Source organism: Enterobacter sp. JMULE2 (assembly GCF_013337145.1).
GTDB lineage: Bacteria > Pseudomonadota > Gammaproteobacteria > Enterobacterales > Enterobacteriaceae > Enterobacter > Enterobacter mori.
The window spans coordinates 353,631-367,542 of record NZ_SGWD01000017.1 but is presented as its reverse complement, the minus strand read 5'-3'; the positions used below and the strand labels follow the sequence as shown (position 1 = coordinate 367,542).

Annotated in this window: 9 protein-coding genes and 1 pseudogene; 6 read left to right on the top strand and 4 right to left on the bottom strand. The window is 55.9% G+C overall.

Going from position 1 to position 13,912, the window contains the following annotated elements:
- Nucleotides 1-13: 13 nt before the first annotated feature.
- Entirely contained in the window at nucleotides 14-1,165 is a 1,152-nt protein-coding gene (locus EXW94_RS24010) for a Gfo/Idh/MocA family protein (RefSeq protein WP_010427410.1), read from the bottom strand.
- 192 nt (nucleotides 1,166-1,357) lie between these two features.
- Here EXW94_RS24010 and EXW94_RS24005 point away from each other — a divergent pair, with 192 nt between their 5' ends.
- The gene (locus tag EXW94_RS24005) at nucleotides 1,358-2,416 is read left to right on the top strand and encodes a LacI family DNA-binding transcriptional regulator (RefSeq protein WP_108417873.1); all 1,059 of its coding nucleotides are present in this window, start codon (nucleotides 1,358-1,360) and stop codon (nucleotides 2,414-2,416) included.
- Here EXW94_RS24005 and msrA read toward each other — a convergent pair whose 3' ends face one another.
- Together msrA and EXW94_RS23995 are read right to left on the bottom strand one after the other, a co-directional pair.
- Nucleotides 2,417-3,058, bottom strand: coding sequence for a peptide-methionine (S)-S-oxide reductase MsrA (msrA, locus tag EXW94_RS24000; protein WP_010427407.1), 642 nt, complete (start codon nucleotides 3,056-3,058; stop codon nucleotides 2,417-2,419). It lies immediately after the preceding gene.
- A 105-nt stretch (nucleotides 3,059-3,163) separates the two neighbouring features.
- Nucleotides 3,164-4,195, bottom strand: coding sequence for an IS630 family transposase (locus EXW94_RS23995; RefSeq protein ID WP_174339222.1), 1,032 nt, complete (start codon nucleotides 4,193-4,195; stop codon nucleotides 3,164-3,166).
- 243 nt (nucleotides 4,196-4,438) lie between these two features.
- Between EXW94_RS23995 and tamA the strand changes: the two genes are divergently transcribed.
- Genes tamA through EXW94_RS23980 form a run of 3 tightly spaced genes read left to right on the top strand, consistent with a single transcriptional unit; the run spans nucleotide 4,439 to nucleotide 10,292 of the window.
- A complete protein-coding gene (tamA, locus tag EXW94_RS23990; RefSeq protein ID WP_120159586.1) occupies nucleotides 4,439-6,172 on the top strand; it encodes an autotransporter assembly complex protein TamA in 1,734 nt (577 codons plus the stop codon).
- Nucleotides 6,169-9,945: an autotransporter assembly complex protein TamB gene (tamB, locus tag EXW94_RS23985; protein ID WP_174341205.1), complete on the top strand. Its 3,777-nt coding sequence runs from the start codon at nucleotides 6,169-6,171 to the stop codon at nucleotides 9,943-9,945. The genes tamA and tamB overlap by 4 nt, the downstream gene beginning before the upstream one ends.
- A 2-nt stretch (nucleotides 9,946-9,947) precedes the next feature.
- Nucleotides 9,948-10,292: a gamma-glutamylcyclotransferase gene (locus EXW94_RS23980; protein WP_010427401.1), complete on the top strand. Its 345-nt coding sequence runs from the start codon at nucleotides 9,948-9,950 to the stop codon at nucleotides 10,290-10,292.
- A gap of 179 nt (nucleotides 10,293-10,471) precedes the next feature.
- Here EXW94_RS23980 and ppa read toward each other — a convergent pair whose 3' ends face one another.
- The gene (gene ppa, locus EXW94_RS23975) at nucleotides 10,472-11,002 is read right to left on the bottom strand and encodes an inorganic diphosphatase (RefSeq protein WP_010427397.1); all 531 of its coding nucleotides are present in this window, start codon (nucleotides 11,000-11,002) and stop codon (nucleotides 10,472-10,474) included.
- Between the two features lie 309 nt (nucleotides 11,003-11,311).
- On the opposite strand from ppa, the pseudogene ytfQ reads away from it, so the two are divergent.
- Together ytfQ and ytfR are read left to right on the top strand one after the other, a co-directional pair.
- Nucleotides 11,312-12,268, top strand: a pseudogene (gene ytfQ / locus EXW94_RS23970) (galactofuranose ABC transporter substrate-binding protein YtfQ).
- A gap of 133 nt (nucleotides 12,269-12,401) precedes the next feature.
- The gene (gene ytfR / locus EXW94_RS23965; RefSeq protein WP_042714280.1) at nucleotides 12,402-13,904 is read left to right on the top strand and encodes a galactofuranose ABC transporter, ATP-binding protein YtfR; all 1,503 of its coding nucleotides are present in this window, start codon (nucleotides 12,402-12,404) and stop codon (nucleotides 13,902-13,904) included.
- Nucleotides 13,905-13,912: the final 8 nt, after the last annotated feature.

The following is a 13,912-nucleotide window of genomic DNA, read 5'->3' as shown; positions in this document are numbered from 1 at the left end:
TTCTTCTCCGGAGTTACCAGGTGCCAGAGGCGTCCAGCGTGACGCTGGCTGTCTCTTTAGCCACTGAGGTGCTGATGCGTTGCTGAAGCAGACGCAGATACTGTTTTTCGTTGAGCGGCAGCTCGACCCAGTCGTCCGTCCAGGTGGAAAGGTGCATGGCGTTAGAGAGCGTGAGCCCATGGATCCCTTCCAGACCCGGCGCAATCAGCGGTTCGCCGCGCAGGATGGCCGCACAGAAGTTGGCGGTAATAACGTGATGTTCGCTGTATTCAGGGGCGACGGGGATCGAGACTTCCCAGCACTCAGGCTCCCCAAAGCCGTTCTCCCAGCGGGCATTAAAGGCGGTTTCGGATTCGCGCAGTCGCCAATAGCGCAGTTTCCCCTCCTCGACGACAACTTTGCCGCGATCGCCCGCTATTTCCAGACGGTTGGTGCCCGGCGTTTCGGCGACGGTGGTGATAAACACGCCGGTGGCACCGTTGGCATACTCGGCGTAGGCGGTGACCTCGTCTTCCACTTCGATATCGCGATGCTTACCGAACTGGCAGAACGCGCGCAGGCGGACCGGCATGCCGACCAGCCACTGCCAGAGATCGAGCTGATGCGGGTCCTGGTTGAGCAGCACGCCGCCGCCTTCACCTTTCCAGGTGGCGCGCCAGCCGCCGGAGTTGTAGTAGCTCTGCGAGCGATACCAGTTGGTGATGATCCAGTTTGAACGGCGGATTTCACCCAGCTCGCCGCTGTCGATCAGGTCTTTCACTTTCTGGTAGAGCGGATTCGGGCGCTGGTTGTACATGATGCCGAACACCACGTCGCACGCCTGGGCACAGGCGTTCATCTCCTGAACCTGCGCTGTGTACACGCCCGCCGGTTTTTCACACAGGGTATGGATGCCGTTGCGCATCGCCAGCATCGACAGGCGCGGGTGCTCATAGTGCGGCGTGGCGACAATGACCGCATCGATAAGCCCGCTCTGGAGCATCTCCTGCGCATCGCTAAACAGTGGGAGGGTGCCGACCATCTGACGAATGGCAGGATGCTTTTCCAGCGCGTTATCACAAACTGCCGCCAGGCAGGCGTCGCTGACGGTACCTGCCAGTAAATAGCGCGCGTGGACCGTGCCAATATTACCTATACCAATAATGCCAAAACGTACCTTCTCCATGTCTCACCTTAATTTCAGTCGAAAAGAGTGATGACCGGAAAATAGGAAAGCTCAGGCGCAGCGACAATGTGTTTTTGTGAGAATACTCGCAAGGTCAATAAGTAAACTCTAACCATTTTGAAATTTAGTTTTAAAATCAATGCGCTGTTTCTGCAAATATTTGCAAAAACTGATTGGGAGCGAGGTCACACTATGGCGGGTAAGTTAAAAATGGAGGAAATTTCCTCCCTGACGGGCTATTCCGTTAGCACTGTCTCAAGGGTGCTAAGCGGGAAGTCGTATACCAGCGATAAGGCCCGGGAAGCGATTGTTCGCACCGCGCGGGAATTAGGTGTCCTTGAATCCATGGCAAGCGGGCGGCTATTAATTAACGGTATCGCTGTTTTTGCGCCGGAAAGAACCTTTCAGGGCCGCGGCGATATTTTTTATCTCGAAGTGACCAAAGGAATCGCCGAAGCCAGCGCGCCGCATAATGTCTGGGTCAGCTATTGCGGATTAGAAGAACAGCACGCCGATGTAAAACTGTTTCTGGAAAAGGCCAGTCATAAAAATATCAACGCGATAATTATCATTGGCACGGATGATTCCACCATATTTAAACTGGCCAGCACGCTCAATAAACCCTGCGTTTTAATTAATTCCGTCGACAGGGATCGGGTGCTGGACTCCGTTTCGCCCGACCATCGGGCCATTGGTTTTACCGCCATGCAGCACCTTTTTGAGCAGGGACACCGCCGGGTGCTGACCTTAACGTGTCTGCGGCGGGATACGCTCTATGCTCGCCTGGATGGTATCAAAGAGGCGTACCGCCATTTTCACATTGCCTTTGAGCCACGACGTGATTTGTTAGTGACGGAGTGGTTTACCGCGGAGGAGGCCGAACAGGCGCTGGACGAGTGGCTGTCGAGTCATGATAAAGCGCAGTGGCCGGAGGTGATTTTCCCCAACAGTACCAGCATGGTGGAGGGGGTGATCAGCGCGTTGACGCGTCACGGGCTTCGTATCCCGGAAGACATTTCACTCATCACCACCGATTTTGCCTGGAATTTAGCGCACCGCCTGGAAAAACCGGTCACCGGCGTCACGGTGCCCTGTCGTGAACTCGGGATAGAAGCGGTGCATTTGCTGCAAACACGGCTCAACCGACCTCAGGCGCCGGTTTATAATTTGCTGTTGCAGGGGAAGGTGATGGATTTTGGTTCGGTGAGTAATGCGACGCGCCACGCGGCTCGCGTGGCGCTAGACCAGTGATCAGGCCAGCTGTGGCGGCAGGCAGACGCCGATGCCTCCGATTCCGCAGTAGCCATACGGGTTTTTATGCAGATATTGCTGGTGATCGTCCTCGGCATAATAGAACGGCTTCGCGGTGGTGATTTCCGTGGTCACCTCGCGCGTATCGCCCGCGTCATGCATGGCTTTCTGAAAACGCTCAAGGCTGGCGCGCGCGGCAGCGTCCTGCTCGGGTGTGAGCGGATAAATGGCCGAACGGTACTGGGTGCCGTGATCGTTACCCTGACGCATGCCCTGCGCCGGGTCGTGATTTTCCCAGAACACCTGCAGCAGTTGTTCGTAGCTGATGATGGCCGGGTCATACACCACGCGAACCGCTTCCGCGTGACCGGTATCGCCAGAGCACACTTCGCGGTAGGTTGGGTTTGGCGTGTAACCGCCAGTATAGCCTGCTGCGGTACTGTAAACGCCGGGCAGTTGCCAGAACAAACGTTCAACTCCCCAGAAGCAGCCCATGGCGAACAGGGCGATCTCCATTCCATCAGGAACGTTTGTCATTGAATGGTTGTTTACGGCGTGTAAGGTCGCCACAGGCATAGGGGTGTTGCGTCCCGGTAATGCATCTGCTTGTGAAACCAGATGCTTTTTGTCGAATAAACTCACGATGGTGCCTCCCGGGTAGCGATGTTTCGGTTAAGGTTGTCACGAAGCGTTTAATTGAACACAATAAATGCGCTGAATGAGTCTAAATAGCTGCGCCTAATACCGCTACACTTTTTCCAGTCCATGCTGTCCTCCCGGGAAGGGACTGACGGTTTCCATAAAATGACGAACCTTTTTCAGTAGCTGCCACATTGAACGGCACTGATGATTACGCGTTATCGTGTCATGCAGCGCCTGCCATAACCGCTCAACATGGTTTACCCACGGTGAGTAAACTGGCTGATAAATCACTCTGAACTTCGGGTTCCCTTTCAGCCACCGCTGTGTTTCATGGCTTTTATGGATAATGTAGTTATCCACGATGAGCGTGATGGTTTTTGCCCGTCGATATGTGCCTTTCAGGTGCTTCAGCAGGCTGATGAAGAGTGCCGAACTCTTGCTGTTTCCACCCACATAGCTGACTTTGCCCGTGCCGCTGTGCAGCGCTCCGGCCAGATAGTATTTTTCATTCTGCCCCGGCGTTATCACGCGTTTCTGTTGTCCACGCAACTGCCAGTCTGCACCGATTTTGGGATTAAGGTGGATATCCACTTCATCCTCATAAAAGACCGGGTGTTCTGCGCTGCATTCGTCCAGTGCTTTATGGATTGCCGCCATCTTTTCGTCCTTATGCGGATCGCGGATACGCAACGTTGGCGCAGCCCTGCGCCATACCAGTCCGGCAGAGGGCAACCAGCGACGCACAGTGCCTGCATGCAACTGACACCCGGTTATCTCATTGATTTTTATTGTCAGTAATTCGGTGCTCCAGCGTGAACGTTGATAACCAAAATCGCCGGGAGAGTGCTTTATCAGTTCACGTAACAAGGTGCAAATATGCTCAAAAGGCCAGCGTCGGGAGCGTCCTGCCGGTAAGGATTTGAGGCCTTCCACACCCGATAACGTGAACCAGTTAATCCAGCGCCCAACAGATGAACGGGCGCAACAGAGCGTTCTGGCAACGCAACTAACACTGTTACCCCGGTGCAGCATCAGCATAGCGGTGAGTCTGCGGGCATAATTTTTATCGCGTGTTTTATGGATAGCTTTTTGCATCAGGCGGCGTTCGTCGCGGGGTATTGGTGCTATGATCGGCATCGCTCAGTCCGGTTGGTGATTTGTTTTGATTTGGCGATTGATCAGATCGCACAATTCGGGCTGAGTTCCCTTTAAGTGATCTACTATTCGGCGCAGCTATTTAGATTTAATCATAAGAAATATTTGGGTGTTACACCCATTTTCAACCCACGATTTGGGTTTTTGGCTAACAGGCCGTTTTTTTGCCGCAGAGCGGCATTTCATTTGCTTCCAGGGTGGAAACAGGGATATTCAGGAGAAAACGTGACAAAAATCCGCCAGTTATGTTTGGTCAGTGTATTGCTGACAAGCGGGGTTGCCAGCGCGGCGAATGTCCGTTTGCAGGTTGAGGGGTTATCCGGGGCGCTGGAAAAAAACGTGCGCGCGCAGTTATCGACGATCCAGAGTGACGAAGTGACGCCGGACCGGCGTTTTCGCGCGCGCGTGGATGACGCGATCCGCGAAGGACTGAAAGCGCTGGGGTATTACGAACCCACCATTGATTTCGACCTCCGCCCGCCACCAAAGAAGGGGCGTCAGGTGCTGATTGCCCGCGTCTCAGCGGGTGAGCCGGTATTGATTGGCGGTACCAACGTGGTGCTGCGCGGCGGCGCGCGTACGGATCGGGATTACCTGGATCTGCTGAGTACCCGTCCTAAAGTTGGCACCGTTTTGAATCACGGCGACTACGATCATTTTAAAAAATCCTTAACCAACGTCGCGCTACGTAAAGGCTATTTCGACAGCCAGTTTAATAAAAGCCAGCTTGGCGTAGCGCTGGAGAGGCGTCAGGCCTTCTGGGACATCGACTACGACAGCGGTGAACGCTATCGTTTTGGCGATGTGACGTTTGAAGGATCGCAGATCCGCGAGGAGTACCTGCAAAACCTGGTACCGTTTAAAAAAGGCGACTATTACCAGTCGAGCGACCTGGGCGAACTCAACCGCCGTTTGTCGGCAACCGGTTGGTTTAACTCGGTGATTGTCGCGCCGGAATTTGAAAAGTCCCGTAAAACGAAAGTCTTGCCGCTGCACGGCGTGGTCTCCCCGCGCACCGAGAACACCATTGAAACCGGTGTGGGCTATTCGACGGACGTTGGCCCACGCGTGAAAACCTCGTGGAAAAAACCGTGGATGAACTCCTACGGCCACAGCCTGACCACCAGTCTGAGCCTCTCTGCGCCTGAGCAGCAGCTGGATTTCAGCTACAAAATGCCGCTGCTGAAAAATCCGCTTGAGCAGTATTACCTTCTGCAGGGCGGCTTTAAGCGCACCGACCTGAACGACACCGAGCAGGACTCAACGACGCTTGCCGTATCGCGTTTCTGGGATCTTTCAAGCGGCTGGCAGCGCGCCATTAACCTGCGCTGGAGCCTCGACCACTTTACCCAGGCCAACGTCACCAACACCACCATGCTGCTTTATCCGGGCGTGATGATCAGCCGCACCCGCTCGCGCGGGGGCCTGATGCCGACCTGGGGCGACTCACAGCGCTACTCCATCGATTATTCCAACACCGCCTGGGGCTCCGACGTGGACTTCTCCGTCTTTCAGGCGCAAAACGTCTGGATCCGCACGCTGTACGACAAACACCGCTTTGTGATGCGCGGCAACCTGGGTTGGATTGAAACGGGCGATTTCGAACGCGTGCCGCCCGATCTGCGCTTCTTCGCCGGGGGCGACCGCAGCATTCGCGGGTATAAGTACAAATCGATCTCACCTGAAAACGAAAAAGGCCAGCTGACCGGGGCATCAAAACTGGCGACCGGCTCGCTGGAGTATCAGTACAACGTCAGCGGCAAGTGGTGGGGAGCCATGTTCGTGGACGGCGGTGAAGCGGTGAACGATATCCGCCGCAGCGATTTCAAAACCGGCGCGGGCGTAGGCGTGCGCTGGCAGTCTCCCGTCGGGCCCATCAAGCTCGATTTCGCCGTTCCGGTGGGCGACAAAGACGAACACGGTTTACAGTTTTACATCGGTCTGGGGCCTGAATTATGAGTTTATGGAAGAAGATAAGCCTCGGCGTACTGATTTTTATCGTGCTGCTGCTCGGTACGGTGGCGTTTCTGGTGGGCACCACCACCGGCCTGCATCTGCTGTTTAACGCGGCTAACCGCTGGGTGCCGGGGCTGGAAATTGGCCAGGTGACGGGCGGCTGGCGCGACCTGCGTTTGAAGAACATTCGTTATGAGCAGCCGGGCGTGGCCGTTAATGCAGGCGAATTCCATCTGGCCGTGAAGCTGGGCTGCCTGCGGGATAGCAAGCTCTGCGTGAACGATCTGTCGCTAAAAGATGTGAACGTGGCGATAGATTCAAAAAAAATGCCGAAGTCTGCGCCGGTCGAGGAAGAGAATAGCGGCCCGCTGAAACTGTCCACACCGTACCCGATTGCGCTCTATCGGGTGGCGCTGGATAACGTCAATATCAAAATCGACGACACCACCGTGTCCGTGATGGATTTCACCTCCGGCCTGCGCTGGCAGGAGAAAAACCTTACCCTGACGCCAACGTCCCTGCAGGGGCTGCTGATTGCGCTACCGAAAGTGGCCGACGTGGCGCAGGAAGAGATTGTTGAGCCGAAGATCCAAAACCCGCAGCCGGAAGAAAAGCCGCTGGGTGAAACGCTGAAAGATCTCTTCTCGAAACCGGTTCTGCCGGAGATGACCGACGTGCATCTGCCGCTGAACCTCAACATTGAGGAATTCAAAGGCGAACAGCTGCGTCTGACGGGCGATACCGACCTGACGGTCTATAACATGCTGCTGAAAGTCAGCAGCATTGACGGCAACATGAAGCTCGACGCGCTGGATATCGACACCAATCAGGGCTCTGTCAATGCGTCAGGGAATGCCCTGCTGCGCGACAACTGGCCGGTGGATATCACCCTCAACAGCGCCCTGAACATCGACCCGCTGAAGGGCGAAAAGGTGAAGGTCAAAGTAGGCGGGGCGCTGCGCGAGAAGCTGGAATTTGGCGTTAACCTCTCCGGCCCGGTGGATATGGTGCTGCGTGGGCAAACCCAGCTGGCAGAAGTCGGTTTACCGCTCAACCTGGAGATTGTCAGCAAACAGCTTTACTGGCCTTTCACCGGCGAAAAACAGTTCCAGGCCGATGACCTGAAACTGAAGCTGAGCGGCAAGATGACCGATTACACGTTGTCGTTCCGCACCGCGGTGAAGGGGCAGGGCGTGCCGCCCGCGAACATTACGCTGGATGCAAAAGGCAACGAACAGCAGGTTAACCTCGACAAGCTGACCGTCGCGGCGCTGGAAGGCAAAACCGAGCTGACCGCGCTGCTTGACTGGCAGCAGGCAATCAGCTGGCGCGGCGAGCTGAAGCTGACGGGCATTAACACCGCCAAAGAAGTGCCGGACTGGCCGTCGAAACTGGACGGTCTGATTAAAACCCGCGGCAGCCTGTACGGCGGCACCTGGCAGATGGACGTACCGGAAATTAAGCTCACCGGGAACGTGAAGCAGAACAAGGTTAACGTTGAAGGCTCGTTGAAAGGCAACAGCTATCTGCAGTGGATCATCCCGGGGCTGCACGTGGCGCTGGGCCGCAACACGGCGGATATCAAAGGCGAGCTGGGTGTGAAGGATCTCAACCTGGATGCCACCATCGACGCGCCGAATCTGGATAACGCCCTGCCGGGTCTTGGCGGCACGGCGAAAGGGTTGGTGAAGGTGCGCGGTACGGTGGAGGCGCCGCAGCTGCTGGCGGATATCACCGCCAATAACCTGCGCTGGCAGGAGCTGTCCGTCGCCCGCGTTCGCGTTGAAGGGGATGTAAAATCCACCGATCAGATCGGCGGCAATCTGAACCTGCGCGTGGAGCGAATCTCCCAGCCGGATGTGAACATCAATCTGGTGACGCTGGAAGCCAAAGGCAACGAGAAGCAGCATGACCTCCAGCTGCGCGTGCAGGGCGAACCGGTGTCCGGCCAGCTCCATCTGACGGGAAGCTTCGACCGCAAAGCGGAACGCTGGAAGGGGCAACTGGATAACACCCGCTTCAGCACGCCGGTTGGGCCGCTGGCGCTGTCGCGCTCCATTGCGCTGGACTACCGCAACGCCGAGCAGAAGATCAGCATCGGACCGCACTGCTGGACCAACCCTAACGCAGAACTTTGCGTACCGCAGACTATTGATGCGGGGGCAGAAGGGCGCGCGCAGATTAATCTCAACCGCTTCGATCTGGCGATGCTAAAGCCGTTTATGCCGGACACGACCCAGGCCAGCGGCGTCTTTAGCGGTAAAGCGGATGTCGCATGGGACACCACCAAAGAGGGGCTGCCGCAGGGCAGCGTGACGCTCTCCGGGCGTAACGTGAAGGTGACGCAAGAAGTCAACGACGCGCCGCTGCCGGTGGCGTTCGACACCCTGAACCTGAGTGCCGATCTGCATAACAACCGTGCTGAGCTGGGATGGACGATCCGCCTGACCAACAACGGTCAGCTGGACGGGCAGGTGCAGATTACCGATCCGCAAGGGCGGCGTAATCTCGGCGGTAACGTGAATATCCGCAATTTCAACCTGGCGATGGTGAACCCCATTTTCGCGCGCGGGGAAAAAGCCGAGGGACTGCTCAATGCCAATCTGCGTCTGGCTGGCAACGCGGAAAGCCCGCAGCTGTTTGGTCAGATGCGGCTCAGCGGGCTCGATATTGACGGTAACTTTATGCCGTTCGACATGCAGCCGAGCCAGATAGCACTGAACTTCAACGGCATGAGTTCGACGCTGAATGGCTCGGTGCTGACCCAGCAGGGGCAAATTAATCTGAGCGGTGATGCTGACTGGAGCCAGCTTGATAACTGGCGCGCACGCATCGCGGCGAAGGGGAGCCGGGTACGCATCACCGTACCGCCGATGGTGCGTCTGGATGTCTCACCTGACGTCGTCTTTGAGGCGACACCGAGCCTGTTCACTCTGGACGGTCGTGTCGACGTGCCGTGGGCGCGTATCGTGGTTCACGAGGTACCGGAAAGTGCAGTCGGCGTCTCCAGCGATGAAGTTATGCTCAGTGAAAATCTGAAACCTGTTGAACAACAGAGCGCAGGCATACCAATCAATAGTAATCTTATCGTGCACGTGGGGAATAACGTGCGGTTGGATGCGTTTGGGCTGAAGGCGAGACTCACGGGCGATCTGAAAGTGGCGCAGGACAGTCAAGGGCTGGGCCTCAACGGGCAAATCAATATTCCTGATGGGCGTTTCCACGCCTACGGTCAGGATCTGATTGTGCGTAAAGGCGAGCTGTTGTTCTCCGGTCCACCGGATCAGCCGGTGCTCAATATCGAAGCCATTCGTAACCCTGAAGCGACTGAAAACGATGTGATTGCTGGCGTGCGTGTCACCGGCTCTGCCGACGAACCCAAAGCGGAGATCTTCTCCGACCCGGCCATGTCGCAGCAAGAAGCACTTTCTTATCTCCTGCGTGGACAGGGACTGGATAGCGCACAAGGCGATGGTGCTGCGATGACATCAATGTTAGTGGGTCTGGGGGTTGCACAAAGTGGTCAGGTTGTGGGTAAAATCGGCGAGACGTTCGGCGTAAGCAATCTGGCGCTGGACACCCAGGGCGTGGGCGACTCCTCGCAGGTGGTGGTCAGCGGCTATGTACTGCCGGGTCTGCAGGTAAAATATGGTGTGGGGATCTTTGACTCACTGGCAACACTCACGCTACGCTATCGCCTGATGCCTAAGCTATATCTGGAAGCAGTGTCCGGCGTAGACCAGGCACTTGATCTGCTCTATCAGTTTGAGTTTTAGCAATGCGAATATTTGTGTACGGCAGTTTACGAACCAAGCAAGGCAACAGTCACTGGATGACCAATGCCCTGCTGCTGGGGAATTACAATATCGAGAACTACCAGTTGTACAGTCTGGGCCACTATCCAGGCGCGGTTCCGGGGGAAGGAACAGTACAGGGTGAAGTTTATCGTATTGACAATGCTACGCTTGCCGAACTTGATGCCTTGCGCACCAGGGGCGGTGAATACGCTCGCCAGTTGATCCAGACGCCATACGGAAGTGCGTGGATGTACGTTTATCAGCGTCCTGTTGATGGGCTAACGCGGATTGAAAGCGGTAACTGGTTAGACAGAGACCAGTACTGAAAAAAAAGCAACGCCACCGAAAGGTGGCGTTGCTTTTTTTGCGACTCTTGCCGGGTGGCGCTGCGCTTACCTGGCCTGCAATGAACATGTAGGCCCGTGCAAGCGTAGCGCCGCCGGGCAAAACTCTCCAGCCACAAAAAAGCCCCGACATGCGGGGCTTTATCGACAGGCAGTAAGAATTACTTCTTAGCCGCGCGCTCGAAAGAGGCGATGATTTCTGCTTTCGCCGCTTCAGCGTTGTCCCAGCCGTCAACCTTAACCCACTTGCCTTTTTCGAGGTCTTTGTAGTGCTCGAAGAAGTGAGTGATCTGCGCTTTCAGCAGCTCTGGCAGGTCGTTCACATCTTTGATGTGATCGTACTCTTTGCTCAGCTTGGTGTGCGGTACCGCAACCAGCTTCGCATCTTCACCGGATTCGTCGGTCATTTTCAGCACGCCAACTGGACGGCAGCGAATGACGGAGCCTGGCTCCAGTGGGTATGGCGTTGGGACCAGCACGTCAACCGGGTCACCGTCCAGAGACAGGGTGTGGTTGATGTAACCGTAGTTGCACGGATAGAACATCGCGGTAGACATGAAACGGTCTACGAACAGGGCGCCGCTCTCTTTGTCCACTTCGTATTTGATCGGATCTGCGTTAGCCGGGATTTCGATAACTACGTAGATGTCTTCTGGCAGTTCTTTACCCGCTGGGACGTTGAGTAAGCTCATGTCGGTGTCCTTTAAAATGGATGGTAAACAAGTGGCAGGTATTATAGCCAACTCGCGCTGAATGTCTCCGCCTGTTTTCGCCATCTTCCCTCGTTGACCCCACTTTTCAGACCGTTTCCATGACAGGAAAATCCATAAACTCAGCCGCATTTTTAATGGTGAAATGAAAGCGATTACAAACTTGTGATTAACGTTTTATTCACTTTTCTGAAGTGTGATGTAACGCAATTCGTTACATATTTCATTGGCTATAGTCATTTCGCAGAACATCTTTTAACCAACAATAACTCACCCTACGAGGACGTTCATATGTGGAAGCGCTTACTTCTTGTCACAGCAGTTTCGGCAGCCATGTCGTCTATGGCGATGGCCGCACCTTTAACCGTAGGTTTTTCGCAAGTCGGCTCTGAATCCGGCTGGCGCGCGGCAGAAACCAACGTCGCGAAAAGCGAGGCTCAGAAACGCGGGATCACGCTGAAAATCGCCGATGGTCAGCAAAAACAAGAGAACCAGATCAAAGCCGTACGCTCCTTTATCGCCCAGGGCGTAGATGCCATCTTTATTGCGCCCGTCGTGGCGACCGGCTGGGAGCCCGTGCTGAAGGAAGCGAAAGACGCGGAGATCCCGGTCTTCCTGCTCGATCGTTCCATTGATGTAAAAGACAAATCTCTCTATATGACCACCGTGACGGCCAATAACGTTCTTGAAGGACAGTTAATTGGTGACTGGCTGGTGAAACAGGTCGACGGCAAGCCGTGTAACGTCGTTGAACTGCAGGGCACCGTCGGTGCGAGCGTGGCCATCGACCGTAAGAAAGGCTTTGCTGAAGCCATCGCTAAAGCGCCAAACATTAAAATTATCCGCTCTCAGTCCGGTGACTTTACCCGCAGTAAGGGCAAAGAGGTCATGGAAAGCTTTATCAAGGCTGAAAACAACGGCAAAAACATCTGCATGGTTTACGCCCACAACGATGACATGGTGATCGGTGCGATTCAGGCAATTAAAGAAGCGGGTCTGAAGCCGGGCAAAGATATCCTCACCGGCTCTATCGACGGCGTGCCGGACATCTACAAAGCGATGATCGACGGCGAAGCCAACGCCAGCGTGGAGCTGACGCCGAACATGGCGGGCCCCGGCATTCGACGCGCTGGAGAAATTTAAGAAAGACGGCACGATGCCTGAGAAGGTGACGGTCACCAAGTCCACGCTCTACCTGCCGGATACGGCGAAAGAAGAGTTAGAGAAGAAGAAAATATGGGCTATTAAGACCCGCGCCCCTCACCCCAGCCCTCTCCCCGGAGGGGAGAGGGAGAAAGGCAGGGCAGAGCTGGATATTAACAATTGGCACGATCAATCCCCTCTCCCCTATGGGGAGAGGGTTAGGGTGAGGGGAGGACATATGACCACTGAACAACACCAGGAAATCCTCCGCACAGAGGGCTTGAGTAAATTCTTCCCCGGCGTAAAGGCGCTGGATAACGTCGATTTCAGCCTGCGTCGCGGTGAGATCATGGCGCTGCTAGGCGAGAACGGGGCGGGTAAATCGACGCTGATTAAAGCGCTGACCGGCGTGTATCACGCCGATCGCGGCACCATCTGGCTGGAAGGTAATGCCATTTCGCCAAAAAATACCGCCCATGCCCAACAGTTGGGGATCGGGACGGTGTATCAGGAAGTCAACCTGCTGCCGAACATGTCGGTGGCGGATAACCTGTTTATTGGCCGTGAGCCACGCCGTTTTGGCCTGCTGCGCCGCAAAGAGATGGAAGCGCGGGCGACAAAACTGATGGAATCATACGGCTTCTCCCTCGACGTCCGCGAGCCGCTGAACCGCTTTTCCGTAGCGATGCAGCAGATCGTCGCCATCTGCCGGGCTATCGATCTCTCGGCAAAGGTGCTGATCCTCGATGAACCCACCGCCAGCCTGGATACCCAGGAAGTCGAAATGCTCTTCACCCTGATGCGCCAGCTGCGCGATCAGGGCGTGAGCCTGATCTTCGTTACGCACTTCCTCGATCAGGTGTATGAAGTGAGCGATCGCATCACGGTGCTGCGCAACGGCAGCTTTGTCGGCTGCCGCGAGACCCGCGAGCTACCGCAGATTGAGCTGGTGAAAATGATGCTGGGCCGAGAGCTGGAAACCAACGCCCTTCAGCGTGCAGGGCGCACGCTGCTGAGCGAAAAACCGGTCGCCGCGTTCAGCGATTACGGCAAAAAAGGGGTGATCTCGCCGTTTAACCTTGAGGTTCGCCCCGGTGAGATTGTTGGCCTGGCGGGCCTGCTAGGCTCAGGCCGAACCGAAACCGCCGAGGTGATCTTCGGGATCAAACCTGCCGACAGCGGCAGGGCGCTGATCAAGGGCAAACCGCAAACCCTACGATCGCCGCATCAGGCGTCCTGTCTGGGCGTAGGCTTCTGCCCGGAAGACCGGAAAACGGACGGCATTATTGCCGCGGCCTCGGTGCGGGAAAATATCATTCTGGCGCTACAGGCGCAGCGCGGGTGGCTGCGTCCCATTCCGCGTAAAGAACAAAACGCCATTGCCGAGCGCTTTATCCGTCAGCTTGGTATTCGCACCCCGAGCGCGGAACAGCCCATTGAATTTCTCTCCGGCGGTAACCAGCAGAAGGTTCTCCTCTCGCGCTGGCTGCTGACCAAACCGCAGTTCCTGATCCTCGACGAGCCGACGCGCGGCATTGATGTAGGCGCGCACGCCGAAATTATCCGGCTTATCGAAACGCTGTGCGCGGACGGTCTCGCGCTGCTGGTCATTTCGTCCGAGCTTGAGGAGCTGGTGGGTTATGCCGATCGCGTCATTATCATGCGCGATCGCAAGCAGGTGGCAGAGATCCCGCTGGATAAGCTGTCCGTTCCGGCAATCATGAATGCCATCGCGGCGTAAGGAGCTAA